Consider the following 26,331-nt stretch of genomic DNA (forward strand, 5'->3'; position numbering starts at 1 on the left):
AATCACTCATTCGCGCAATCACCCAATCATCATGACATCAATCTCACGTGTGTCGGTGACGGAGGCGGCGATCCGGGTCATTGACCGGTTACAGGCCGAATACGGCGATCTGATGTTTCATCAGAGTGGTGGCTGCTGCGACGGCTCGGCGCCGATGTGCTTTCAGCTCGGTGACTTTCAGATCGGGTCGTCCGATGTGTTGCTGGGGCATATTCACGGATGTCCGTTCTGGATGTCCGAAGATCAGTACGAGTACTGGAAACATACTCACTTAACAGTGGATATAACACCGGGACGGGGGGCCAGCTTTTCGCTGGAAATTCCGATGGGTATCCGTTTTCTGATCCGTTCCCGATTACTGACCGCCGAAGAAGTAACCAGTCTGGAAGCACCGGCTACCGGCGTTTAACTATCGGCTGTCCTTGACGTCAGGCACAGGAAAGATCCCGAAAACGCAAATACAGCAATCAGGCGACGGGGCAGACCAGCATCTGCCCCGTTATTTTTTACTGCCTACACACCCTGCCCATAGCCCTTCGCGCCCTCTTACTTCCGCCGCTTCGGTTTCACAACCAGCTCTTTATAGCCAAACGTCGGATCGGGTTCCCGCGCAAACACGACATCGGTTAATACCCCGATAACGATCTCAGCCGTGGTGTATATTTTACAGCCTTCCCACAAATGCCCGCCAATGGTCCGCCCTGTTGAATCCGATACCGACAGGTGCAGGTGACTGCCATTGGCGGAGAGGGTACCAACCAGCGACACTATCTCGAAATGCCCCTGCCAGTGGGTAGTTTTTCCTGATTGGCCAGCCGCAGCTGAACATCGGTCAGGCTTCCGGCACAGGTCAGCATGGCTCCTGCTTCAATCCGCTTTTCTTTGACAACCAGATCAATCTGTTGTTTCAGATCCTGACCTGGTTTCAGGCGAAAGGAAAACGTTTCCAGCCGGGATGCAACCGGCTGGGCATTGAGATCCATCATACTATAAAAAGAGAAACATACATTGAACAATAAAAAACGAAGCATACTAGTTAGATTGATGTGTGATTGATCTGACCGTATGCGAAACTACATTACCCGGCTCTTTCCAGCTACATTTTTATTTATCAGTTCTGCTTTTGCTCCTGATTTTCACCCTGTTGTATCCGAAAAAACAGTTTCTGCCAATCTCAATACAGCATGGGAGGCCAGTGAATATCAGGTAATTGACTCGTATGCGATACGAACTCCGGAAGCCTATACACGGAATCTGAAAACGCTGGCAACCTACCTGACAGCACCTGCTCACAGCGAAACGGCCAAGGCACGGTCGATCTATGCCTGGGTACTGAGTCATATCCGGTATGACGGTTCTATTTACAGTGGCCAGGTGTATTATTCGGAAGTAGATTATGCGACGAAGGTATTACAAAGCCGGCGGGCAGTCTGTACCGGCTTTGCACTGATTTACAAACAACTGCTGAAACAGGCAGGTGTTCAGGTAGAGAACGTAAAGGGCTATTCCCGGGTCAGCGATTCACAGGCAGGTATGCCGATTCCCCGGCTGGATCATGAATGGAATGCTGTGCGGCTGGATGGTGACTGGTATCTGATTGATCTGACCTGGGCAGCCACAACGGCCAAAGAAGGGCGTTTTAATGACCACTATTTTCTCACCGATCCGGAACAGTTTATTGCCCAGCACTACCCGAACGATCCGAAATGGCAGCTCCTCAGCCGGCCGGTCAGCAAGGGTGAGTTTGACAGGTATCCAAAAATTCACGATGCTTATTTCCGGCTTGGCTTTAATCCTGCCTTTCCGAAACGCGGTCTGCTGCGCGCCAACGGGCAGGTTGTCTTAACCTTCGAAAACCCGAATCAGGCCGTAGAATTTACCTGTTCAGTAGGCAGACCCAAAGGGATGATGACGACTCAATCCGATGTGTCAGTCAGAAAACAAGGATCAATGTACCAGCTGGCAGTTGACCTGCCTACGTCCGGCACCTACACGGTTTACGTCTTTGCCAAGCCTAAAAATGGTTACGAACGGGTTAAATCGTATGAAGGGATTGCTACCTTTCTGGTGGTCAATAATTGATTACCGGCTATTAAATGATTTAGATGCCGGTTGTTTTACCCGAAAACCTGTCTTTATCCGGATAGCAGCGTCTCACTTACTATCGCTGGTCTTCAGCAGCCGGTATAAAAAAACAGCACGGGCCCGAAGAATTCTTCGGGCCCGTGTTGTTTTACGCTGTTTTGTATCGATTAACGACGGCTGCGTGACCGGCGTGCAGGTGCCGGAGCAGGTGTAGTTAATTTCTGGTATTCAGCATCTGACAATGGACGCAGGCTTGTGATCGAGTACGTGTTGTCGCTGATCACTACGCTGAATGAACCGATAACTGATTCAGGCTGGCCGTTGCAAGGAGGCTGCGTAACGGTGAATACCGCACGGAAGTTCTGTACTTGCGGACGAACACGACGGCCTTTGTACCGGGTAACCGAACCGCTTTCGATGCGTGACTTCTCTGTCTGTAACAGTTGAGCCAGATCGCCAGGCAGGTCTTTCAGGTTAAGCACCAGCTGCTCGTTTTCGAATGAGTACTCACCAGCCAGACGGCGGTTCAGGCTGCGGTAGCGCAGACGGGTAACCGTATCACCAACTGAAGTAACAGTACCATTACAATAACATACATTAGCCACTTCACGTGTGTACGGCGTACGGTAGTTAACTTCCAGACGCTCCAGTTTGTGCGTGTACTTGCATGGTGCGCTGGCCAGAACAGGCTGTGCAGGATTCAGGAACGCGAAGCTTGTTGTTGCAACTTCGCTCATACATGAACCGCATTTTGCATCCTGACGGTTGTGTACCGTTACATAGTAGAAACCACGGCGAGGCTGACCATTGCTCAGGAATTCTGTCGGCAGCGCAAGGGTAGTATCTGTCGTGTTAATTTTCTGCGCAATTACCTGATCACCGGTTGAGGTAACAACTGTGTCCGGACGGTAGTACAGACGGGCGGTGAACGTTTCGTTGCGTGCGTTAAGCGTTGTGCTCTTCCAGCTCACAACCGGTGCCGTCAGTGTTTCTGTCAGGCTGTCGCGGTAAGCCACTGTCTGACCATTGATGCGCATGTTGTTGAAACGGACAGCAACTGTCGGGATCGAGTCGCAGGTAGGGCACGATGTTGGTGCCTTTGGAATCAGACGCTTCTGGTTGAAGCCTTTGCGAACCGCTAAGCCGGCGCTGAAACCACCGTGCTTCCGTTCGAACTCCATCAGCTGACCGGCCATATCTCCGCCGTTATCAACAATCAGGTAGTTCAGCTTTGTGTAGAACCCTTGCGCCTGAACACCCAGGTGCCAGTTGTTACGCAGCGGGAAGAAGACGCCCAATGACATCAGACCACCTGGGTGGTACAATTTATCACTTGGGTTAACCGAGCGGATCAACCGGTCGTTCTGAGCCGGAGCGAAGGCGGCAATTGTTGCTGCCTGGGTCCGGAACAAACCACCGCGAACGGCCAGCTCCAGGAATGATGTACAGGTCGGGTTCCGGCGGCTGCGGGCAAAAATCCACTGCAAGGCCGGACCGATTGTCAGGTACATATCTTCCGAAGACCGGTGAATGACCGAAATCTGGTTAGCCGGAATACCACGGCTGACACCCAGGTCAACCAGTGAATTGCGGTAAGCCGAACGTGTAATGTAGTTTTGGTAACCTAACGCAGCACCCACACCAAATTTCAGCCGGCGTTCAGGCCGTGAGAAGTAATAGTCAGCGTTACCGGTGATGTTGAAACCAGTACCGTTGTACAATGACTTGTCACGTTTGTTCGGCCCGAATGTGTTGTCCCATGTACCGCAGTATGCGAAGTTAGGTCCGGCAAACAGACCAACTTTCCACGGAGAAGGGCGACGAACTAATACGAACGTCTGTAAGGTTGTATCGCAGTCAGTAAGCTCGGCGGTGCTGCCATACTGCGCTTTAAAGTCAGCGCGTTTCAGCGTGTCGCTGTAAGGACGAATCCCTAGCTTAAAGAGGTTTTCGCGGGGAGTACAACGATCTCCCTGGGTAGTTCGGCGAACGGTGTCTGCTTGTTGAGCGTAGGCATCCGGCGACGAAAAAAACAAACTTGTAACCAACGACCCTGCAGCCGCATAAGTTACAAATTGACGCCATTTTGCCCGTTCTAAGAGGAGTTGTCGGATAATTCTGGTCATGATAAACGACATTTTACTATTTTGAGACGAAACTTGTAATTGTCTGTCACTATTCCAAAAAAATACGGCCTGGACAGCTAAAAATCCATTTTTTTTATCCAATTGCCTGATTCGGATCAGCAAGTCACCTGTCAGGGCAATTATTGGAAGTGTACAATTACGTACTTTCGATACTCTTAACGTTACTTAATTAAAAATGTACTTTAAAGTTTATTCTCCGGTCCTGACGTCAGGAACCAAGTGCCGGCCAGGTAAGTAAAGCGTTCCGGATTGCCCACTTTAATACGTGCCGTTTCACTAATGTAACAGCGTCAGCCCCAAAAACACCCCTCATTTTTTATGTTCATACGAGCGGACGGGTGTTTACAAACGCAAACTTACAGAAAACACATTTGTTTGAGCAAATCACAAAAACTACATTTCTCTACTTAACTTATTTACCAGTTATAACTAAAAACATCATTACCAGCGCTATAAAAATAGATAAACTCAGAAAACAGCATACCAGAAACTTAAGTAAGTTAGTAAACGGTATTTCTTCATATTCACTTTTATATACGTCGGTAACTTAAGTAACTTTATGTAAGCCACTGGCAGTCATTTCACTTCAGCCGGACCGGCTAACCAGGGCGTATAAATTGCGTCATTTTTCTACACACTGCGTTTCCTGGTAAACTCTGTAATTGATGTTTTCAGCAGCCCTGCAACCGAATTCAGGCAGAAAAGTACCCCACGATCGATTAAGGCTTTTGCCTGATCCCCGCCTGAGGCCGTTGTTCCGGCAATTAGTCCGGCCTGATTAATCTTACCGACTACCCTGGCAATGGTGCGTTTTACATCTTCGTGTCCGGGGCCTTCAATGTAGCCAAGTGACAGCGCCAGATCCCGCGGTCCGACCACAAACCCGTCAATACCAGGAACCGTTACCAGTTCGTCCAGATTATCAACCGCTTCTCTGGTTTCGATCTGTGGCAGCACCAGTATTTGCTCGTTGGCAAACCGGATATATTCCTTCTGGTCAAATACCCCCTGCAGGTAGCCGGCCGCACGGACAAATCCCAGCCCGCGCTCTCCCACCGGCGGGTAATTTACAGCGCTGACAAGCGCACGCAAATCATCTGCCGTTCTGATGCCGGGCATCATAATGCCCATAACACCCGCATCCAGGTATTGCAGGATCAGTTTCGGATCATTGCTGCGAATCCGGGCCATCGGAATGATGCCGCTCAGTTCACAGGCCCGTACGATTTCCAGCGCCTGACCAGGTGTGACGGGGCTGTGTTCACCGTCGATCATGTAGAAATCAAGTCCGAAAACGCCGCACATTTCAGCAATTTCCGGGTCCGGCGAGCCCGACAGGACACCAAATACAGGCTGCTTATTCTTTAGTTTTGTTTTTACTGTGTTTTCCTTCATGTATCTGCAAATTCATACCGGCAAGGTAGCATAAATGCATCTTGATCACCAGCCTGACATGCTGCACAGGTGTCTGCTTATTAGCCTATGACCGCTTTTCTGAGCCATTCGTTGCCAGCAATACGTTTTTTTTTCTGTGGAAGACTAACCAGCTATCCTTTTTCTGGTTGTAATCATTGGCCTGACCTGGGCGACGACAATGATTTTTATGCAAAATATCTCGTAGATTCAGCGTTAAATAAGTGGCCGTACTGCCCTTTCCGGCGATTGTATCGCCTGCGGCTGCCTGACCAGAAATTCTTTTTAACATTCAGAAAACACAGATGGAAACCTATTACAACCCCGAAGACCTCAAAAAATTTGGTAAAATCGGCGAGTTTCAGAAAGAACTGGCTGATAAATTTTTCAGCTACTATGGTGCCGTTTTTGCAGAAGGAGCACTGACTGCCCGTGAAAAATCACTGATTGCACTGGCTGTTGCCCACACGGTTCAATGCGCGTACTGCATTGATGCCTATACAAGCGATACCCTCGAAAAGGGCTGTTCGGAGCAGGAAATGATGGAAGCCGTGCACGTTGCCGCCGCAATCCGTGGCGGGGCATCACTCGTACATGGCGTACAAATGATGAATAAAGCGAAAGAGCTGTCTATGTAGTTCCGGTTCGACACCGGACGTCATCACAGTCTGAATAAAAGAAGGCAGCTCCTGAAAGCTGCCCTTTTTTATTTCACATATACCACATTACTCACCGGCCGTTCGCCGGTATGGATCCATTGTTTACTGTCAGAAGGGTAATTGACCACACTGTTTTCAGGCTGGCCACGAATCCACATCGTTGTTGACCCGCCCCCGTCAAAATTGATGGCGTCACGGCACCCCAGCCACTTCATGACCGAGGCCAGTTCGTGCAGATTCAGCCCTGCCGCCTTAGCATTACGCCCGTCGGCTGTCAGCAGAATCACGTTGTTATCCGTTGTTACACAGGCACAGGTGCGCGGGTGACGGTTATCGTTAAAGGCATTCTTCAGTAAGGTATGCCGGCGTCCCTCCTGCAACAGCAACGGCCCGGTGACCATCACATCCGGCGCGGTCAATGCCCGTTCCCAGCCAGCGTGGTTGCCTCCAAAAACGACGCTTAACGTATTCTTTTCAATCAGAACTGCTGCCTGCTGGTGTTCTGCCAGTGGTTTGCCGGGGGTGTAGCGCGTTGAGTCCATCAACTGCCCGCCAACGCTGATCATATCGACAGACCCGCCGTTTTTGACATCAAAAAATGTTCCGTTGACCGCCGCCAGCGCCTGATCCCGGTTACCGAACCAGCTCGTTGCTTTCAGTGCCTGTCCGGCAGAGCCAAGGTGAATGGATGGCTTACGCTTTCCGTTCGGAAAAATCAGGACGTTCAGGTTTTGCGGAGCCTGGAACAGCGTGTCGAAATGTGCTTCCCGCCAGAAAACCCGTTTTTTGAGTTTCGTCTGTTTCCAGTTTTGGCGGACAAACCGCAGGGAATCAGATGATGGTTGGGCAAAAGCCGGAAAAACAGCCAGACAAAGCAGAAAGCAAATGGTTCTCATAGCTGCAAATGTAAATGAGACATGCTGGTTGACACACATAATGCCGCTTTTGGTAACAAACATTTTACAATAAGCTATTTTTTGGTCAGGGATTAAACCATGCCCGGCTTCTTGCTATCTTACCGGCAAAGACAACCATTTCACGTGTTACGACCATGAAAGCGAAACTGACCCTTGCGATATTTTCTTTTCTGACTATTGCGTTTACACAAGCGCGGGCCGATGCCGAATTCTTTCTGCGCATCAGCGACGACGGCCGGTACACCGTCTCCATCGACGACCAGACCATCACCATGTCGCGCGGCCGGTTCCGCTTTTTTGACCTGCCGGCCGGTCGCCAGCGTATTGCCATTCTGCGGAACAACATGCAGGTGTTTGAGGACTGGATTGATCTGCGGAACGATAGCCGGACCGTTGCCGAATTCGTGCCACGCCGCGGCATCCGCCCGCTGTCGGTCTATCCGCTCTACATCAACGGCCGTTACTGCGGACCAGACTGGGATCAGCAGGGTTATACCAACAACGGCCCCAACTGGCCAAACGGAAACCCTGACCGGCCGAACGGGAATACATGGCCGGATCGTGACCGTCCCGGCAACGGTAACGGTAACTACCCGCCGAACACCAATACAGCCGGTATGAGCCGCTTTGATTTTGAGCAGTTAAAAAGCCGCGTAAACCGCGAAAGTTTCGACGAGCGGAAATTTGAGCTGCTCCGCAACGTGCTGCCGGGCCGTCCGCTGTCATCAGCGCAGTTATCCGATCTGCTGCGTCAGTTCTCGTTCGATAAATACCGTCTTGAAACCGCTAAGGTTGGCTGGGAATCGGTTACCGACCGGCAGAACTATTACATTGTGTTCGACACTTTTAGTTTTGACAGCTCTAAGCGCGATCTGAAGCAGTTTATCAACTGGCGGTAAGACACTCATGCATACTACAACAAGGGCGGGAAACCGCCTTTTTGTTTTTTTGGGAAGTTCATGGATTCTGTACCTATTTTCGGCCTGATTGCCGTCAATCCGCGCCAAAATCATTAAAATCGCAGCTTATCTCAACTACCAACAGGAATGAAAACAAACGTATTGGCGCTGTTAACGCTCTTAATTTCATCAACCGCATTCGTTTTTGCGCCCAAACCCGCCCCGATTGAGGTAATCGCCTATTACTCGGCCGGACCGGAACAGGTGGCCGACATTGATCCCAAAAAAATGACCGATATTATTTACAGTTTCGGTCACCTGAAGGGCAACCGCTTTGCGATCGACAATGCCCGGGACTCGCTAACCCTCAAAAAGCTGGTTGCCCTGAAAAAACAGAATCCGGCCCTGAAAGTCCATGTATCGCTGGGCGGCTGGGGCGGCTGTGCACCGTGCTCGGAAATCTTTTCGACGGAAGAAAACCGGCAGGTATTTGCGAAGTCAGTAAAGGCAAACCTAATTTATTTTAATGCAGACGGCATTGACCTTGACTGGGAATATCCGGCCATTCCGGGGCACCCCGGCCACCGGTGGGTACCGGAAGACAAGCCGAATTTCACCCGTTTAGTCCAGCAGCTACGGAAAGAGTTGGGTCCTAAGTATAAGATCACCTTTGCTGCCGGTGGGTTCCAGCGTTTTCTGGATGAATCAATCGACTGGAAACCGGTTATGGCCGTAGTCGATCAGGTAAACCTGATGACGTATGATCTGGTACATGGCTATTCGACCGTCACGGGCCACCATACACCGCTGTACTCAACACCCGAACAGAAAGAATCAACGGATAATGCGGTACAATGGCTGATCAATCATGGAGTTCCCCGCAACAAGCTGGTGATCGGTGCTGCTTTCTACGGACGTATGTGGGAAAATGTAGCCAATGTAAACAACGGCCGTTATCAGGCAGGCAAGTTTAAATCGGGTACTAATTACCGCGACCGCGCTAATGTAATGGCACCGGACAAAGGCTTTACGTATTACTGGGATGATACCGCCAAGGCTCCCTATCTCTACAATGCTGCGGAAAAGCTCTATTTTACGTTTGACGACCCGCGGTCCATTGAGGCAAAAACGAGGTACGCGATTGATCAGAAACTGGGTGGTATTATGTTCTGGGATTTAAACGGTGATCAGCCCAAAGGCGGACTGCTGGATGTGATTGACCGGGTCAAACATCAGTAGAATAAGCCCCAGTTATCCTGAATATCGTTGGTGCGGTCGAAACTTTTCACCCATTCAACAAACAGCACCCGGAACTGCTCAATCTCCTCACGAAGGAGTTTGATGTAGGCAGGATCGCAGAGGCGTTCGGCACGCAGGTAATTGGTCTGGGTCAGGAGTTCGCGGGCGTGGATTTTAATCAACACCGCGTTCTCCATCCGGATTGTAAAGAGATCGCCGCCTTCGGCACCAACAATTTTGGGCGCCAGCATCATCGCATTGGCGATCATTTGTTCGTGCATCATTAAAATGTCCGCCTCTTTGTCAATCGTATCGGCAATGGCCTGGGTAATGTCCAGCACTTCCTGCGCTTTTTTCAGAACGGGTAGATTTTCAATACGCCGGTTTTCAGCCTCCAGCTCACGCTGAGCCGCTTCGGGGTCATAATTTTCCTCGAAATCGTCCCAGTCAAATGGCTCGTCATCATCATCATCAAACCGCATACATTATGGCTATTTTTATAGCAAATGAACACAATCGTTTGCCAAAAACAAATCCCTGCACATAAAAATGGAGCTTACCGTCAGTACACCCGCTATCCTGTTCTCAACGGTTTCCTTGTTGATGATTGCCTTCACCAACCGCTTTCTGGCCATTGCCAGCCTCATCCGTGATCTGCACGAAAAATTCCGTACGAACCCCGACTCGGTATACGTTGCCCAGATACAGAATCTGCACCGGCGGCTTTTCCTGATCCGGAATATGCAGATTATCAGTATACTGAGCCTGTTGCTGAGTGCGATCTGTATGCTGGTCATTTTTCAGGGAAGCCAGACCGCTGCCCGCTGGCTGTTTGTATCAGCGCTGCTGCTCCAGATTCTGGCGCTTGGCATCTCGGTTGTTGAAATTTCGATTTCGATCAATGCCCTGAAAATCGAGCTGAGTGACATGGAACATGAACTTACCTATCCCTCGCTTGAAGCCACCAGAGCGCGCTTTTTCCCGCGCCGGAACAAGAAGCAGAAGTAACCTTTTCGTATACAACTTTTCACATGTGTTCTACCCGTCCTGCTTCCCCTTTTCGCAAATAATCCGTAATTTGGTGCTCAATTATCGTAGGTGCTTCGGTTAGGGCTGTGGTTATGAGATTTTTTAATGATTCGTGGGGATTGGTACGCCTTCTACTACTCTGTTTTTCAATTACCTTCGCTTTTCCGGTTGCGGTGAAAGCACAACTCGATGCCACCTTCCCGCAGGAACGGATGGTCTTCCAGCGCAGTAACAACAATCAGGCCACCGTACAGATTGCCGGTAGTTATAGCCAGGCTTATGACCGCATCTCAGTTGATGTAATCAACCGGATTTCGGGGGCAACCGCAATGAGTAATGTTACGCTACAAACCAACCTGAGCGGCGGTCAGTTCAACGGTGCCGTTATCCTGACCGGCGGCTGGTGGAAAATCGTCGTTAAAGGGGTAATTAACAACGCTGTGGTAGCGACCGATACCATCCAGCGGGTCGGCGTCGGCGAAGTACTGGCTATTATGGGCCACTCCAACGCGCAGGGGTCTACCTGTAGCGTGGCTTCCTGCAACTATGAATGTAACCTGTGCCCCACGCTCACCGGTGCTACCGACGACCGTGTTACCTGCGTGCAGCTGAACGATAATAACACATCGACCTTTTCGTCACCCAATTTCAGCATTTACGAAAACACCGCCGACCCGGCTTATCTGCCGGGGGCAGCCCGTTTTGCTAAACTCGATACTTATGTCGGCGAGGCGCCGTTTGCCAAATTTTCCTGGTTCTGGGGTTATGTCGGCGACCTGCTAGTGCAACAACTGGGTGTGCCGGTGCTGTTCTACAATGCCGGTTTCGGCGGTTCCAACATGGAGCATACCTACAAAGCAGCGTATGATATTCCCTTTGATCATGGCTTTATCCGGTATGACCTGCGCATGCCCTATGTGAACATGCGGAACATCATGAACCTGTATGTGCCCACCACCGGTATCCGTGGTGTACTGCTCCAGCATGGTGAAAATGACCGCTCACTTGATGCATCGTCTATTCAGATGTATAACGTCGGGGTTATTGACAAGGTACGTTCTGAGTTCAGCATGCCGAACCTGGCCTGGAGTATGGCTATATCATCGTATGCCGCCGGTGCTGACTGGGCAAATGTGAAATCGGCCCAGCAGAATGTCATCAATACGGCCAATTACAAGGTTTACCAGGGGCCCGATCTCAGCCAGATTAGCTCCGACACCGATCGTCCGGACCAGATTCACTTCTCGCCGACCGGCCAGCAAAAGGTGGGCGTTGCCTGGGCCAATGCGCTGCTGACCACAAACTTTTTTACCGTAACAACGCCGTATACGGGCCAGCTACAACCCCTTACATCGGTCAGCTGCGCGGCCGACAATCAGCTGACCATCAACCAGCCGGCAAATTACAACCGCTACCTGTGGGATAACGGGCCAACAACACAATCTATCACTGTAGGCCAGGGCACGTACAGCGCCCGCATCCGCAACAGTCAGAACCAGTATTATTTCCCGCCGGCGGTGACTGTACCCGCCAGCGTAACCGTGGCTACGCCTGCCGTTACGCCGTTAAGCGCTACTCTTTGCGATGCGCAGAGTGTAACACTTACCTCCGGCAACACCGTCAATAACCTGTGGAGTACGGGCGCAACTACGCAACGTATCGTTGTGAGCGCAGCCGGGCAATACAGCGTTCAGGCCATTAATCCGGTTTATGGCTGCGTATCGGCCCCTGCTACCGTAACCGTTTCATCAGGCTCCTCGTTTACACCGGTTATTACACCGGGGAGTTCAACGCTGACAAACGGACAAAATACAACCCTGACCGCATCGGGCTGTACAGGGGCGCAACAACGGTGGTCGACCGGCGCAACTACTGGCTTTATTGTGGTTAACCCAACCATAACGACCACCTACTCGCTGAGCTGCTGGAGCGCCAGTGCGTGCGTAGCCACTACATCAATCACGATTTATGTACCAACCAGCAATACGGTAGTCGCCGCAGATCTATCACTGAATATGATGGTCAGCAACCGGACTCCGCGGACAGGCGACATCGTGAGCTATACCCTCAACATCAAAAATTCGGGGCCCGGCAGCGCAACAACTGTGAGTTTTGAAAACCGTTTACCGCCCAATCTGAACTTTATCTCATCACCGACATTAAATTTCGCGAATGGTACCGTAAGCGGTGTACTCTCAAATCTGGCGGCGGGAAGTACGGCCTCACACAGCTTCCGGGCACAGGTTACGGCACCCGGCATTTATCAGAATGCGGCCGAAATCATGGGCTCCAGCAATCCGGATCCGAACAGCCAGCCCGGCTCAGGTACCGGCGACGGACAGGATGATGCTGCCTTTGCCGATTTGCGGACCAGCGATCAGGGCGCCGATGCCGTTTATGCCTCGCCGAACCCGAATCAGGTGTCGCTTCCGGCCGTACAGCCCAATCAACCGGCCAGCAGTTCAACCGGTGCCGACCTGAGCCTGCGCATGTTTTCAAATGTCCGGACGGTATCCGCTGGTCAGGTCGTTTCTTTTACGATTGTCGTCTATAATGACGGAGGTCTGACAGCCACCAACATTTCAATCGGGAATGAATTTCCGGCAGGTCTTCAGTTTCTGTCTTCGCCAAACCTCATGACGTTCCAGAACGGATTACTGACAGCGTCTATAGGTCAGTTGCCTGCAGGGCAGAATATCTGGTTTACGTTTACGGCAACTGTGACAGCAACAGGGCAGTTAATTCAACGGGCACAGGTAACAGGATGCAGCCAGCCCGACCCCGACAGCACGCCGAACAACGGGTCGCAGAACGGCGAAGATGATACGGCAACTATTGACATCAGGAGCATTTAATAGGGCATTGATGAAGATTTAGTAGCATTCTAAATGCCGCTGTCCTCATTCTACAAACTTAAAAATACTATATTTGCTCCGATAACCTGACCCACTGCAAGCATGACGTACTGTCTGGGCATTAAGGTTCGCTCTGGTTTGGTTGCCATTGCAGACACCCGCCTGACTTCAGGAACTGAAGTTTCCCGTAACCGTAAAATCACTGTTCACGAAGTCGAAAACCATTCCTTATTCATTATGACGTCCGGCCTACGCTCGGTCCGGGACAAAGCGATTACCTACTTTCAGGAGGTCATTGATGAGCGCGACCGCTCTTTCAACAAACTCTACAAAGCAGCCAATGCGTTCGGCCAGATGGTTAAGCGTGTGGCCACTGAAGATAAAGAATCACTGGCCGCCAGCGGCCTGAATTTTAACCTGAATGCGATTGTCGGCGGGCAACTGGAAGATGATAAGGAGCACAAACTGTTTATGATTTATCCGGAAGGTAACTGGGTGGAAGTAGACAGCGGTTCGCTTTTTAAAATCATCGGCAACTCCGGCTATGGTAAGCCGTTGCTGTTCAGAAACCTGACGTATGAAACAAGCCTTCAGGAAGCCCTGAAGATTGGTTTCCTCGCCTTTGATGCAACACGGGTCAGTGCTAATGATGTAGATTATCCGCTCGATGTGGTTATCTATCGCGAAAATAGTTTCCATATGACTGAACACCGGCTTGAAAAAGAAGATCTGGAAGAAATTTCGCACCAGTGGAGCGCCTTACTGAATAACTCGGTCCGTAAGCTGCCTTCGTACTGGATGGATCCTATTTTCGAAAAACTTAAAGCATCACCTCCATCGGTATGATTATACATGTACGGCACTCGTCGTACTATGACTACGACGATATAGTCACGCTGTCTCCACACGTACTGTACCTGTATCCGCGCATGTATCCGTACCAGCGTTTGCTGGGTTATGATCTGACGATAGAACCTGCCCCGTCGAAGGTTGTCCGTAATGTCGACGTTGAAGGTAATGTGCAGCAGGTGGTTTACTTTACCGGTCCGACCAACCGGCTTAACGTGTCGGTAAGTATGGAATTGCGGTCTGACAGCTTCAATTCCTTTGACTTTGTGCTGTTTCCGTTTGAGACCAAACACCTTGCCGGTTTCAAATATCCGGCAACGGTTGAGAGTATGTTGCAGCCCTATATGGAGCGGGTCGGCGTAACTGCCGATGTCGAGCTTTGGGCGCGCCGGATCGCAGCCAGTGCCAACTGGGAAACGGTTCCTTTCCTGACCACGCTGAACCAGACCATCCGGCAGTTTTCCTACGAGATCAGAGAATATGGTCCGCCGCTGTCGCCTGCTCAGACGCTTAGCGACCGGAAAGGATCGTGCCGTGATTATACTACACTGTTTATGGCCGCCTGCCGGAGCCTGGGGCTGGCCTCGCGGTTTGTAAGCGGGTACCTGTTCGGCAATCCGCAGCAGGAGCACCAGCTGCATGCATGGGCAGAGGTATACTTGCCCGGTGCAGGCTGGCGTGGTTTCGACCCCACCGAAGGCTCGGTAGTCAGCAACCACCACATCTTTCTGACGTCGACAGCCAAGCCCGAACTGGCAGCTCCTATTTCGGGTACGTACCGGGGAACGGCTAAATCAACCTTCCGGGCCGAAGTGGCGATTTATTAGCAAAATAATGTTGGCCCGAACCTCATTTTTTCGTCTGATTCATCGTTGTTTATCCAATACCCGTTTAAGGCACTATCTTTGTCTATTAATTAATCTTTATCACCATTAACGTGGCATTAATTAAGTCTATCTCCGGTATTCGCGGAACGATTGGGGGGCGCAGTGGAGAAGGGCTGACCCCTTTAGATGTAGTCAAATTTGCAGCCGCCTACGCGCAATGGTTACGCCAGCGTCAACAGGCAGCGGGCAATCAAACACCCATAACAGTAGTAATCGGCCGGGATGCACGGCTTTCGGGCGATATGGTATCGCGTCTAGTTTCGGCAACGTTACAGGGTATGGGCATCAACGTTATTGACCTAGGTTTATCGACGACACCAACGGTTGAAGTCGCTGTTCCCGGCGAACAGGCTGCTGGTGGCATCATACTTACAGCCAGCCACAATCCGATTCAATGGAATGCGCTGAAACTACTGAACGAAAAAGGTGAATTTATTTCGGCACAGGACGGCGCTGAACTACTGGCCATTGCCGAAGCCGAATCATTCGATTTTGCTGAAGTAAAAAAACTGGGCTCATACCGTACCGACGATACCTGGCTGCGCCGGCATATCGATCAGATTCTGGCGCTTCCGCTCGTGGATCGCGAAGCGATTGCCAATAAGAAATTCCGCGTAGTCATCGACTCGGTTAACTCAACGGGCGGCATTGCGCTGCCGCTGTTGCTGGAAGCCCTGGGTGTAGAGCAGGTTAAGTCACTTCACGGCGAACCAACCGGCCATTTTGCCCATAATCCGGAACCGCTGCCCGAAAACCTCGGCGACATTATCAAGGAGCTGGAAAAAGGCAGTTATGATCTGGGCATTGTTGTTGATCCGGATGTTGACCGCCTCGCCCTGATCTGCGAAGACGGCACACCGTTTGGCGAGGAATACACGCTCGTTGCCGTGTCCGATTATGTTCTGAAGCATGAGCCGGCCAACGGCTTTGTCAAAAATACGGTATCCAACCTGTCCTCTACCATTGCCTTGCGCGACGTTACCGAAAAAGCACAGGGTCAGCATTTTGCCTCAGCCGTTGGCGAGGTAAATGTGGTTGAGATGATGAAGGAAAAAAACGCGGTAATCGGCGGCGAAGGCAATGGCGGTATCATCTATCCTGAACTGCATTATGGCCGTGACGCGCTGGCGGGTGTTGCACTGTTTCTGAGCCACCTTGCTAAGTTCGGTAAATCGGCCTCCGTGCTGCGCCGGACCTACCCAAGCTACTACATCTCTAAAAACAAAATCGAACTGACGCCAACCATCGATGTCGATAATGTGCTGGATCGTATCACGGCAAAATATGCCAAGCATCCGATCAACACCATCGACGGCGTTAAAATCGAATTTGGTAAAGAGTGGGTACACCTGCGTAAATCAAATACCGAACCGATTATCCGGATTTACTCGGAGTCAGATACGCTGTCAACGGCAGACCATCTGGCGAAGAAGATTATTTCAGACATCAAGGACGTGCTTACTGATCGTCAATAATACTTCCTGATCCATCCAAGGGCGGCTTTGTTCGGACAAAGCCGCTTTTTTTTTGCCATTTAATAGGGTTTTAAACGCCGGTGTCTGCTATGCGTTTGTATGGTACAATCATCATTACGCAACGACATGAGCGCTAAAAAAATTTTCGGAATTGTACTGACACTGGCCGGTATGGGCGGTTTGATATATGGCGGTATGGATTTATCATCAGGTGGGGTAGCCCGTGCCTCGTTTGTTTACCTGCTGCTGGGTGTGATCTTCTTCTTTGCAGGCATTAAACTGCTTCAGAACACCAGAGATAAAGTGGTGTAATGGATAAGGGGCAAACGCCAGGCGTTTGCCCCTTATCCATTACACCTTAATGACTACCAGAGCTTTGCCGGGTATTTACCTTCGTCATGCAGTTGCTTCAGCGATGCCTGTACCATCGGCTTGTCTTCCGGATAGGTAACACCAAACCACGCCGACTGGCTTCTGAATACCTTACACTGTCCCTGATTACGCTCAATCAGGTTGGTCATAACGGTCGGGATGTAGAATTCAGCTTTAGGCGCGTCAAAATTTGCCCGCGCATACGCTTCGAATTGCTCCTGTACATACGGAAATACCGCTTTTTTGAAGCCCCAGAAATTCATCGACACCGGCGTTTCCGGCGATAGCGGAGTAAGGGTGTCTCCTTCTTCAAAAACAATTTCGCCGTCCTTTTCATAAATCTTCGTCCGCTCAATTACTGACACCAGATTACCTGACGCATCGGCTTCACAAACGCCCCGTGAAACTGAACCGAATTCTGACAGCGTATTTTTTACTTCGTAACCGACCAGCGCATGCAGCGCGTCGTTGGTATCATTTTTCAGGAAATCGGCCAGAATCTGAAAGGCTTCAGGACCGTAAAAGTCATCGGCATTGATCACCGCGAACGCCGTGTCAGTCTGCTCCTGTGCGCACAGCATCGCGTGGCCTGTACCCCATGGCTTTGAACGCGTGACAGCACCCAGATCGGCTGGTACGTACGAACCTAAGGCCTGAATCGCAAAATCAACGGCTATCTTTCCGGCCAGCTTTGGCAAAAATATCTCTTCAAAATCAGCCCGTAATTCTTCACGGATGATAAACACAACTTTACCGAAACCGGCCCGGATGGCATCAAAAAGTGAATAATCGATGATTGTTTCACCGTTTGGCCCGAACTGATCAAGCTGCTTAATCCCTCCATAGCGGCTACCCATTCCGGCCGCCAAAATCAACAAGGTTGGTTGCATTATCTACTTAGTTAAGTCATTCCGGCTTAGGAAAGAATGACGATTACATGTTTTGCCGCGCAAATTTACAGAAAACCTGATACGCAGGTCAGCAAATGCGGATTATCCCATGCAAATCCATTCAATCACAAAAAGGGGAAATTTTTTCTGACTATTGTTATAATTTAAATTTGTTCTTTTAACTTTACGCTTAACAATAGTTGCCTAGGCAACAAATTATACTTCATCAACTTTAATAGTCCGGTTATGCCATTTTACCATACACTCGGAACGATTCCGCCGAAACGGCACACGCAGTTTGAAAAACCAGACGGCGGTTTCTACTATGAGCAGTTATTCGGCACGATTGGCTTCGACGGCATGTCTTCGCTGCTCTATCATCTGCACCGGCCAACGATGGTCAAAGCCGATCTGGGCAGCGTTGACATGACGCCGAAAATCAGCGTTGAACGGAATATTCTGTCGCGTAAGCTCATCGGTTTTAACCTCCCTCCTGCCGATGATTACCTCGACAGCCGCGTACCGCTCATGGTTAATAGCCGTACAATCATCGGCTTAGCCTCTCCGCGGCAGTCAATGACCGGCTATTTCTACAAAAACGCCGACGCCGATGAGCTGCTCTTTATCCATCAGGGCAGCGGCCGCCTGCGGACATTGCTTGGCACAATTCCGTTTGGTTACGGCGACTACCTGGTCATTCCGCGCGGTATGATCTACCAGATTGACTTTGAGACAGAGCAAAACCGCATTTTATATGTAGAGTCAGGTTCGCCGGTCTATACCCCTAAGCGCTACCGGAATTTTTTCGGACAGTTGCTGGAGCACTCGCCCTTTTGCGAGCGGGATATCCGCCGGCCGCAGGATCTGGAAACCCATGACGAGACCGGCGACTTTGTCATTAAAATCAAAAAACAGGGAACGTTACATTCGTTAGTGTATGCGACGCACCCGTTTGATGTTATCGGCTGGGACGGTTATAATTTCCCGTATGCGTTCAGCATTTTCAACTTCGAACCCATTACCGGCCGTATTCATCAGCCGCCACCGGTGCATCAGACGTTTCAGACCGACGCGTTTGTCGTATGCTCGTTCTGCCCGCGCCTGTACGACTATCATCCGAAAGCGATTCCGGCCCCGTATAACCACTCGAACATCGACTCCGACGAAGTTATCTATTACGTCGACGGAGACTTCATGAGCCGGAATGACATTGCGGCCGGTCACATGACCTTACACCCCGGCGGCATTCCTCACGGACCGCACCCCGGCGCGATGGAACGGAGCATCGGCAAAACCGAAACGCAGGAATACGCCGTAATGGTCGACACGTTTCAGCCGCTGATGCTGACTGAACAGGCGATGCTGCTCGATGACGGAAAATACTTCCGGTCCTGGCTATAAACACTTCATCTTCAAAAAACTATGCAACTCACTGACAATCTGACAACCACGCCGGCAACAACCTATACCGGCGATTTTCTGCCACTCAACGGCACGGATTATCTGGAACTCTATGTCGGCAATGCGCGTCAGGCAGCCCACTATTTCCAGACAGCATTCGGCTTTCAGCCACTGGCCTATGCAGGGCTGGAAACCGGCCTGAAAGACCGCGAATCGTACGTAGTTGTTCAGGATAAAATCCGGCTGGTACTGACATCACCCCTTCACGAGGGCGGTGAAATCAGTCAGCACATAAACCGGCATGGCGACGGCGTTCATGTCGTTGCGCTCTGGGTCGATGACGCAACCAGTGCCTTTGCGGAAACCACCCGCCGCGGTGCCGTAGCGGTGATGGAGCCTACCCACGAACAGGACGATTCGGGGTATGTGGTCCGGTCGGGTATCCGGTCCTACGGCGATACCATCCATATTTTTGTGGAGCGCAACGACTACCACGGTGTCTTTCTGCCTGGTTTTAAGCCCTGGCAGCCGCACTACCAGCCCGCACCGGTCGGCCTGCGATATGTTGACCACATGGTGGGCAATGTAGGCTGGAACGAAATGACTACCTGGGTTAATTTTTATGCCAACGTGATGGGCTTTGCCCAGCTGGTGTCGTTCGACGATAAGGATATTTCGACTGACTACACGGCGCTGATGAGCAAAGTGATGAGCAATGGCAACGGCCGGATTAAATTCCCGATCAATGAGCCGGCCGAGGGTAAGAAAAAATCACAGGTAGAGGAATACCTCGATTTTTACGGCGGCCCGGGTGTTCAGCACATTGCCGTAGCCACCGACCATATCATTGAGACCGTAACCGCCCTGCGCGACCGCGGAGTTGAGTTCCTGCGCGTGCCGGATACCTATTACGAAGAGCTGAAACTACGGATCGGCGAGATTGACGAAGAGATTGATCAGCTCCGCGAGCTCGGCATTCTGGTCGACCGCGACGACGAAGGCTATCTGTTACAGATATTTACCAAACCGGTATGCCCCCGCCCGACCCTGTTTTTTGAAATCATTCAGCGGAAAGGAGCACGCTCCTTCGGAAAAGGCAACTTCAAGGCGCTTTTTGAAGCCATTGAACGGGAGCAGGAACTGCGCGGAACGCTTTAACCTAACCATACTGACACCATGCACCAGCGATATGACCAATACACCGCTTCAGACCAGGCAGTCTGGCGGTTGCTGTTTGAACGGCAGATGGCGCAGCTTCCCGGTAAGGCCAGTCAGGCCTATCTTGAGGGAATCCGTAAAACGGGTTTTGTAGCAGACCATATCCCCGACTTTGACCGGGAGATCAATCCGCGCCTGCTGGCCCTCACCGGCTGGCAGGTGGTCGCTGTGCCGGGGCTGATTGATAACCGGACTTTTTTTGAACTCATGGCCAGCCGCCGGTTTCCGGCTACCACCTGGCTCCGCCGCGGCGATCAGCTCGACTACCTGCAGGAGCCCGATATGTTCCATGATACATTCGGTCACGTGCCGCTGCTGTCGAACCAGGCGTTTTGTAATTTTCTGGCATCACTCAGCCAGCTCGCACTCGACCATATCCAGAGTGAAGAAGCGATTGAGATGATTTCGCGGCTGTATTGGTATACGGTCGAATTTGGATTAATTCAGGAGCCGGAAGGCCTGCGGATTTACGGCGGGGGCATACTGTCGTCGCCGGGCGAAACAACCTACAGTTTGTATGATCCGGCCCCATGCCGGTCTTCCTACGCTGTATCAACGTTGCTGACAACGCCTTATATCATTGACCGGTATCAGGAACGGTATTTTGTCGTTGAGTCGTACGGGCAGTTATACCACTCCGTACCGGAAATTGCCCGGAATCTGGAGCTGCTGCTGGCCAATACCGAACATATTTAAAGATCAGAAGAAAATTGAATTATATTGATTGTTAGCAGAATATTATTGACAACTTCGGCAAAACAACAATATACTCCGTAACAGAAAGTGCCTAAATAGCGTATTTAATTACTTTTGTAATAATTTAAAAAATTGCTATTAACCAATTTCCGTTATCTGATCTTTACAACATGACGCATCCCTCTGATTCGCGTGCTTACTTTTTTAAGATTGACACAACCATAAAAAAAATCAGGAATGCCCTCCAGAAGCAGTTTAATGATGCAGGGTTTGATCTGACGGTTGATCAATGGGTGGTACTCGACCACATTGCCAGAAATCCGGGCATCAGTCAGAACCTACTGGCTGATCTGACAGCCAAAGACGCCCCGACGGTGACCCGGATTATTGATCTTCTTGCTAAAAAAAGCCTCGTTGAGCGACGCATGGCAGAAGATGACCGCCGTAAATTTCTGATTTATCCGACGAAAAACGGACAGCAGAAATACAGCGAAATGTTACCGACCGTAGCAGCGATCCGCCGCAAAGGCTGGGGAAATCTGAACGAAGACGATTATCATCACTTCGTCAGGATTATGGATTCTATCTACAATAACTTTAATGACTGATTGGCCAGGCAGGTTGGTTTGTCTGGTAAACGAACTCCGGACAATCTTCTATACCTATGTTTGGCATCTTCAGCTACGGCATTGCCAGCCCCCGCGCTGGCTTTAAAACAGGCGATTTTGTTCTGGACCTCGAAGTAATCGGACTTCTTGGCTTTTTTCAGGGGTTACCTGTTAATCCGGCCGTATTCGCTCAACCTACCTTAAACGATTTCATTGCCCTGGGCAAAGCTGCCTGGCTGGCTGTTCAGGACCGGATCAATCACCTCCTCAACGATCCTGAACAGCCGCTGGCGACCATCCACGATCAGGTGTTTATCGACATATCCCGCATAACGATGCACCTGCCCGTTCAGATCGGCGACTATACCGATTTCTACGCCGGTATCGAACACGCCCGCAATGTAGGGCTGATGTTCCGCCCGAACGGCGATCCGCTGCTGCCGAATTACCGCCACCTGCCGGTTGCCTATCATGGCAGGGCCTCGTCTATCGTGGTATCGGGCACACCGGTCAAACGGCCGGACGGGCAGTTTCTGCGCAATGACCAACCCGTTTTCGGTCCGACAGAAGCCCTGGACTTTGAACTGGAGCTGGGGCTGATCATGGGTAAAAATACATCGCCCGGCACCGTCGTATCCGTTGACGAAGCAGAGGACGGTATTTTTGGTATTGTGCTGTTCAACGACTGGTCGGCCCGCGACATTCAGCGGTGGGAATATCAGCCGCTCGGCCCCTTTCTGGCCAAAAACTTTGCCTCTACGATGTCGGCCTGGGTCCTGCCCTTCCACCAGCTCGACGCGGCCAGAATCGCAGGGCCGGTGCAGGAACCCACTCCGCTGCCTTATCTGCAAACCCGCCAGCCGGGCCATTTTGATATTCATCTGGAGGTATTTTTACAGCCTGCCAACGGCGATGAAGTCCTGCTCAGCCAGTCAAACGCCCGGCATCTGTACTGGAATTTTGCCCAGATGATCGCCCACCATACCGTCAATGGCTGTAACCTGAAAGTCGGCGACATAATGGCCTCGGGCACCATTTCGGCCCCCGCTACTGAAACCAGTCCGGCAGGCACCTTCGGCTCACTGCTCGAATTATCGTGGGGCGGTCAGAAACCGGTTACCTTACCGGACGGCAGTACCCGAACGTATCTACTTGACGGCGATACCGTTACGCTGCGGGGGTGGATAGAGACCGCCGCCGGCCGTCTTTCCTTAGGCGAAGCACGCGGCCGGATCACCGCCTAACACATTCAAGATTGACCTTTATCCGGATAACATTTGTTCTTCCGGTGTACCGTTATCACTACCTTATGAAAACCATCAAACCTGCCGATATTCCGCATCCTGACTTTCACCGGCTTATGATCGGCTCCATTGGCCCGCGGCCGATTGCCTTTGCCAGCACCGTCGACGGGGCAGGCGCAGTTAACCTGAGCCCGTTCAGTTTTTTCAACATGATGGGGTCCAAACCGCCAACTGTCGTGTTTGCAACCACCATTAACCGGCACTTACAGAAAAAGCACACGCTGCTGAATATTGAAGAAATACCGGAAGTGGTTATCAACATCGTCAACTACGCGATGGTCGAGCAGATGTCGCTGTCTAGTGCCGAATTTGAGCGGGGCGTTAATGAATTCGACAAGGCCGGCTTTACCCCGGTAGCTTCCACGCTGGTGCTGCCGCCACGCGTTGCTGAATCGCCGGTGGCGTTTGAGTGCCGGGTTAAGCAGATTATTCCGGTTGGCGAGGGAGCAGGCAGCAGCCACCTGATTGTCGCCGAAATTGTGCTGGCGCATGTCAGAGAAGACATTCTGGACGAACACGGCACCATTGATCCCGCCAAAATTGACCTTATCGGCCGGATGGGTGGCAACTGGTATGCACGGGCCAGCGGAGAAGCCTTGTTTGAAGTAGCACGGCCACAGCGGGGTATTGGCTTCGATCAGCTGCCACGGAGCGTGCGGGAAAGCCGGATTCTGTCGGGTAACGACCTGGGCAAACTGGCCGCCATACCGGCGTTACCGGTGGCAGAAGCAGTACTGGCCTACCGGCAGTCCGGAAAGCTAACAGAACTTTTTGACGAAGCACAGGCCGGTTGCGCCTATCTGCCGGATCTGCTGCATAGCCGGGCAAAACACCTGTTACAGGCCAACCAAGTGACCGAAGCATGGCTTGTACTCTTACAAACCAGCCTATCCTGAACAGTCATTTTTACTTTTTAAGTGTATTTTTTTGTACATACACTTGGTATTATGTGAATAATCAATGGAATTACTATATTCGCCCAGTTCCAAAACCACAGACTTACCATGACCCTTTCTACCGAAGCCTTTTTAGAATCGTACAAACCTGAAGTCCGGGATTTAGCCTTACGCATACGGGATGTCGTCCGCGAAGTACTGCACGATACCGGCGAAACGGTTAATCCGGCGTACAAAACCATTATTTATGGCGCAGGTCCTCACATGTCCGATGAGATCTGTTACATAGCACCATTGACAACCAGTGTAAATCTTGGCTTTCCGTTTGGAACGAAACTGCCGGATCCGGAAGGATTACTGAAAGGAACCGGTAAACTAATGAGGCATATCAAGTTTGAAGGAGAAGCCGACGTTGATACCCCCGCCATCCGTGCGATTCTGACCGCCGCCAAAACCCACGGAAGCTTTTAAATAAATGGATAATGTACAATGAATAAGGCGAGGCACAGGCCTGCTACCTCACCTTATTCATTGTACATTGCTCAGTATTCATTTTTAAAACCCTGCCGCCGTATTATCTGCTCTCGGGTCAGAAGCGCCCTCGTAGGAGCCATCCGGCCGTACCAGAACGCAGTCCATCCGGCCGAGAGTGTTGGTCAGTTGCTCCAGTATATATCCCCGGCCTTGCAGCGCCTTAATTGTTCCTTCGGTAAAGGCTCCGTTTTCGAATATTGTTTTATCAGGCAGCCACTGGTGGTGGAACTTCAGGGCATTTACCGACTGCTGCATGGTCATGCCATGCTCAATTACGTTCAGAATTGTCTGGAAAACCGACGTAATGATGGTTGAGCCACCCGGCGTTCCGACAACCATAAACAACTTACCGTCTTTTTCGATAATGGTCGGCGTCATCGACGAAAGCATCCGTTTGCCCGGCGCAATCGCGTTGGCCTGGTTACCGATCAGGCCGAACATATTCGGCACGCCCGGTTTAATGCTGAAATCATCCATCTCGTTGTTCATAAAGAACCCGCCGCCGCCGACTACTACGCGGCTGCCATAACCACCGTTCAGGGTTGTTGTAATCGAAACAGCATTACCGTCTTTATCAACAATGGAAAAGTGCGTTGTTTCGAGGCTTTCGTAGCCCGGAATGGTCCCACCCTTAACCGCCTTGCTGTCAGTGGCCTTTGCAAATGAGAAATCGGTCCAGCGGTCTTTCAGATACGCCCGGTCGATCAGCTGATTCACCGGCACCTTCACAAAGTCAGGATCACCGAGGAACTTGGCTCTGTCGGCATATACCCGGCGCTCCGCCTCGATCATGACCTGCACCGTAGAGTCACGGTTCCAGCCCCAGCGGCGCAGCGGATAAGGCTCCACAAAACGCAGCAGTTGCAACAACGCTACCCCGCCACTCGAGGTTGGCGGCATGGTAATGATATTGAACTCTTTATAAGATGCTTTAATAGGGTCCCGCCAGACAGAATGGTAGTTTTTAAGGTCTTCAGCCGAAATCAGCCCCTTGCCCTGCTCCATCTCCGAGACCAGTAGCCGGGCGGTCTCGCCTTCGTAGAAACCGGCACGGCCCTTGTCCTGAATCCGGCGCAGTACTGCCGCCAGGTCTTTCTGAATCAGCACCTCTCCTTTCGCCCAGGCCGTGGTGTCACCGGGAGTCTGACTGGCTTTCATAAAGTACGTTTTTCCCGGATTGATCCGCATCAGGTCTTTTTTCACACGGTTCAGGCCGCTGGCTTCCCGCTCAGTCAGGACCACTCCCTTTTCGGCCAGATCGATGGCCGGTTGCAGCACCTGTGCCCAGCTCAGTTTACCAAACCGCTTGTGGGCCTCGACCATCCCGTCGACCGATCCCGGCACACCACTTGCCAGGTGGCCGCTGATGCTCAGCCCCTGAATCACATTACCTGCCCCATCAAGGTACATGTTCTGATGGGCTTTGCCCGGTGCTTTCTCACGGAAATCGAGCGTATAGGCACTGCCCTTTGCATCGCGGAACACCATAAACCCGCCCCCGCCGATATTGCCGGCTGCCGGATACACAACAGCAAGCGCAAACTGTACTGCCACAGCCGCATCAACGGCATTACCACCTGCCTTCAGAATATCTACGCCGACACGGCTGGCATCCGGATGGGCCGACGCCACCACCCCGTTCCGTGCAATGACACCCTGACGGTCAGAGTAAAACGGTTTAACCGACGGATCTTCGTTGGAATACTGATAGACACCCTGGCTTTTGGCAACGCCGGGTTGTTGTTGCTGTGTGGTAGACGATACTGGCCTGTTGGTTTTACAGGCAACAAAGGCCAGTGCAAGAAACAGCGCATACGCGTTCGCGTGCAGAACTTTTTTCAGCATGATTCAGGAGGCAGGTAGTTGTTGAATTCACTAAACTACAAATAAAACCCGGATTCGGTACCCGCATCCGGTAAACAAACCCGGAGCTTCCTGCGGTAAAGGTTTCTATTTGT

25 protein-coding genes and 1 pseudogene are annotated in these 26,331 nt (G+C 51.3%); 18 read left to right on the forward strand and 8 right to left on the reverse strand.

What is annotated here, in order from left to right:
• Positions 1-31 precede the first annotated feature (31 nt).
• A complete protein-coding gene (locus AC23NW_RS13880) occupies positions 32-409 on the forward strand; it encodes a DUF779 domain-containing protein (RefSeq protein WP_487450237.1) in 378 nt (125 codons plus the stop codon).
• 137 nt (positions 410-546) lie between these two features.
• Here the strand turns inward: AC23NW_RS13880 and AC23NW_RS13885 are convergent.
• A pseudogene (locus tag AC23NW_RS13885) lies at positions 547-1,031 on the reverse strand (PPC domain-containing DNA-binding protein).
• Positions 1,032-1,065: 34 nt separating this feature from the next.
• On the opposite strand from AC23NW_RS13885, the gene AC23NW_RS13890 reads away from it, so the two are divergent.
• Positions 1,066-2,082 (forward strand): transglutaminase domain-containing protein, encoded by a 1,017-nt coding sequence (locus AC23NW_RS13890; protein WP_487450238.1) that lies wholly within the window; start codon positions 1,066-1,068, stop codon positions 2,080-2,082.
• Positions 2,083-2,252: 170 nt separating this feature from the next.
• On the opposite strand, the gene AC23NW_RS13895 is transcribed toward AC23NW_RS13890, so the two are convergent.
• The 3 genes from AC23NW_RS13895 to AC23NW_RS13905 all read right to left on the reverse strand — a co-directional run bounded on the left by AC23NW_RS13895 (position 2,253) and on the right by AC23NW_RS13905 (position 5,937).
• Positions 2,253-4,211 (reverse strand): hypothetical protein, encoded by a 1,959-nt coding sequence (locus AC23NW_RS13895; protein WP_487450239.1) that lies wholly within the window; start codon positions 4,209-4,211, stop codon positions 2,253-2,255.
• 651 nt (positions 4,212-4,862) lie between these two features.
• A complete protein-coding gene (locus AC23NW_RS13900) occupies positions 4,863-5,627 on the reverse strand; it encodes an HpcH/HpaI aldolase family protein (RefSeq protein ID WP_487450241.1) in 765 nt (254 codons plus the stop codon).
• An 85-nt stretch (positions 5,628-5,712) separates the two neighbouring features.
• Positions 5,713-5,937: a hypothetical protein gene (locus tag AC23NW_RS13905; RefSeq protein WP_487450242.1), complete on the reverse strand. Its 225-nt coding sequence runs from the start codon at positions 5,935-5,937 to the stop codon at positions 5,713-5,715.
• 13 nt (positions 5,938-5,950) lie between these two features.
• Here AC23NW_RS13905 and AC23NW_RS13910 point away from each other — a divergent pair, with 13 nt between their 5' ends.
• A complete protein-coding gene (locus AC23NW_RS13910; protein ID WP_293836198.1) occupies positions 5,951-6,283 on the forward strand; it encodes an arsenosugar biosynthesis-associated peroxidase-like protein in 333 nt (110 codons plus the stop codon).
• 68 nt (positions 6,284-6,351) lie between these two features.
• On the opposite strand, the gene AC23NW_RS13915 is transcribed toward AC23NW_RS13910, so the two are convergent.
• Complete coding sequence (locus AC23NW_RS13915) at positions 6,352-7,200, reverse strand: phosphodiester glycosidase family protein (protein ID WP_487450243.1); 849 nt, start codon at positions 7,198-7,200, stop codon at positions 6,352-6,354.
• Positions 7,201-7,355: 155 nt separating this feature from the next.
• On the opposite strand from AC23NW_RS13915, the gene AC23NW_RS13920 reads away from it, so the two are divergent.
• Both AC23NW_RS13920 and AC23NW_RS13925 read left to right on the forward strand, forming a co-directional pair.
• A complete protein-coding gene (locus tag AC23NW_RS13920; RefSeq protein ID WP_487450245.1) occupies positions 7,356-8,120 on the forward strand; it encodes a proline and serine-rich protein 1 family protein in 765 nt (254 codons plus the stop codon).
• Between the two features lie 147 nt (positions 8,121-8,267).
• On the forward strand, positions 8,268-9,359 hold the full coding sequence (locus AC23NW_RS13925; protein ID WP_487450247.1) for a glycoside hydrolase family 18 protein: 1,092 nt from the start codon (positions 8,268-8,270) through the stop codon (positions 9,357-9,359).
• On the opposite strand, the gene AC23NW_RS13930 is transcribed toward AC23NW_RS13925, so the two are convergent.
• The gene (locus AC23NW_RS13930) at positions 9,353-9,841 is read right to left on the reverse strand and encodes a hypothetical protein (protein ID WP_293839511.1); all 489 of its coding nucleotides are present in this window, start codon (positions 9,839-9,841) and stop codon (positions 9,353-9,355) included. The genes AC23NW_RS13925 and AC23NW_RS13930 overlap by 7 nt on opposite strands.
• Positions 9,842-9,908: 67 nt before the next feature.
• Between AC23NW_RS13930 and AC23NW_RS13935 the strand changes: the two genes are divergently transcribed.
• The 6 genes from AC23NW_RS13935 to AC23NW_RS13960 all read left to right on the forward strand — a co-directional run bounded on the left by AC23NW_RS13935 (position 9,909) and on the right by AC23NW_RS13960 (position 16,766).
• Positions 9,909-10,367, forward strand: a complete 459-nt coding sequence (locus AC23NW_RS13935) for a DUF2721 domain-containing protein (protein ID WP_487450248.1) — start codon at positions 9,909-9,911, stop codon at positions 10,365-10,367.
• Between the two features lie 113 nt (positions 10,368-10,480).
• Positions 10,481-13,243 (forward strand): sialate O-acetylesterase, encoded by a 2,763-nt coding sequence (locus AC23NW_RS13940; RefSeq protein ID WP_487450250.1) that lies wholly within the window; start codon positions 10,481-10,483, stop codon positions 13,241-13,243.
• A gap of 102 nt (positions 13,244-13,345) precedes the next feature.
• Positions 13,346-14,089, forward strand: a complete 744-nt coding sequence (locus AC23NW_RS13945) for a proteasome-type protease (RefSeq protein ID WP_487450252.1) — start codon at positions 13,346-13,348, stop codon at positions 14,087-14,089.
• Entirely contained in the window at positions 14,086-14,919 is an 834-nt protein-coding gene (locus tag AC23NW_RS13950) for a transglutaminase family protein (protein ID WP_487450254.1), read from the forward strand. The genes AC23NW_RS13945 and AC23NW_RS13950 overlap by 4 nt, the downstream gene beginning before the upstream one ends.
• Before the next feature lie 110 nt (positions 14,920-15,029).
• Positions 15,030-16,454 (forward strand): phosphoglucosamine mutase, encoded by a 1,425-nt coding sequence (gene glmM, locus AC23NW_RS13955; protein WP_487450255.1) that lies wholly within the window; start codon positions 15,030-15,032, stop codon positions 16,452-16,454.
• Positions 16,455-16,580: 126 nt separating this feature from the next.
• The gene (locus tag AC23NW_RS13960) at positions 16,581-16,766 is read left to right on the forward strand and encodes a hypothetical protein (RefSeq protein ID WP_293839528.1); all 186 of its coding nucleotides are present in this window, start codon (positions 16,581-16,583) and stop codon (positions 16,764-16,766) included.
• A gap of 53 nt (positions 16,767-16,819) precedes the next feature.
• Here AC23NW_RS13960 and AC23NW_RS13965 read toward each other — a convergent pair whose 3' ends face one another.
• Complete coding sequence (locus AC23NW_RS13965) at positions 16,820-17,716, reverse strand: nucleotidyltransferase family protein (protein ID WP_293839531.1); 897 nt, start codon at positions 17,714-17,716, stop codon at positions 16,820-16,822.
• A 246-nt stretch (positions 17,717-17,962) separates the two neighbouring features.
• On the opposite strand from AC23NW_RS13965, the gene AC23NW_RS13970 reads away from it, so the two are divergent.
• From AC23NW_RS13970 to AC23NW_RS14000, 7 genes are all read left to right on the forward strand, one after another.
• A complete protein-coding gene (locus tag AC23NW_RS13970) occupies positions 17,963-19,117 on the forward strand; it encodes a homogentisate 1,2-dioxygenase (RefSeq protein WP_487450256.1) in 1,155 nt (384 codons plus the stop codon).
• Between the two features lie 21 nt (positions 19,118-19,138).
• Positions 19,139-20,275: a 4-hydroxyphenylpyruvate dioxygenase gene (gene hppD / locus AC23NW_RS13975; protein ID WP_487450258.1), complete on the forward strand. Its 1,137-nt coding sequence runs from the start codon at positions 19,139-19,141 to the stop codon at positions 20,273-20,275.
• A gap of 18 nt (positions 20,276-20,293) precedes the next feature.
• Entirely contained in the window at positions 20,294-21,031 is a 738-nt protein-coding gene (gene phhA, locus AC23NW_RS13980) for a phenylalanine 4-monooxygenase (protein ID WP_487450259.1), read from the forward strand.
• Between the two features lie 170 nt (positions 21,032-21,201).
• Positions 21,202-21,639: a MarR family winged helix-turn-helix transcriptional regulator gene (locus AC23NW_RS13985; RefSeq protein ID WP_071502446.1), complete on the forward strand. Its 438-nt coding sequence runs from the start codon at positions 21,202-21,204 to the stop codon at positions 21,637-21,639.
• 56 nt (positions 21,640-21,695) lie between these two features.
• On the forward strand, positions 21,696-22,883 hold the full coding sequence (fahA, locus tag AC23NW_RS13990) for a fumarylacetoacetase (RefSeq protein ID WP_487450262.1): 1,188 nt from the start codon (positions 21,696-21,698) through the stop codon (positions 22,881-22,883).
• Between the two features lie 65 nt (positions 22,884-22,948).
• Complete coding sequence (locus AC23NW_RS13995; protein WP_487450263.1) at positions 22,949-23,839, forward strand: flavin reductase family protein; 891 nt, start codon at positions 22,949-22,951, stop codon at positions 23,837-23,839.
• Between the two features lie 108 nt (positions 23,840-23,947).
• Positions 23,948-24,310 (forward strand): DUF1801 domain-containing protein, encoded by a 363-nt coding sequence (locus AC23NW_RS14000; RefSeq protein ID WP_293839551.1) that lies wholly within the window; start codon positions 23,948-23,950, stop codon positions 24,308-24,310.
• Positions 24,311-24,394: 84 nt separating this feature from the next.
• On the opposite strand, the gene ggt is transcribed toward AC23NW_RS14000, so the two are convergent.
• On the reverse strand, positions 24,395-26,218 hold the full coding sequence (gene ggt, locus AC23NW_RS14005) for a gamma-glutamyltransferase (protein WP_293839554.1): 1,824 nt from the start codon (positions 26,216-26,218) through the stop codon (positions 24,395-24,397).
• Between the last annotated feature and the right edge of the window lie 113 nt (positions 26,219-26,331).

The organism is Arsenicibacter sp. R0_47, assembly GCF_057652235.1.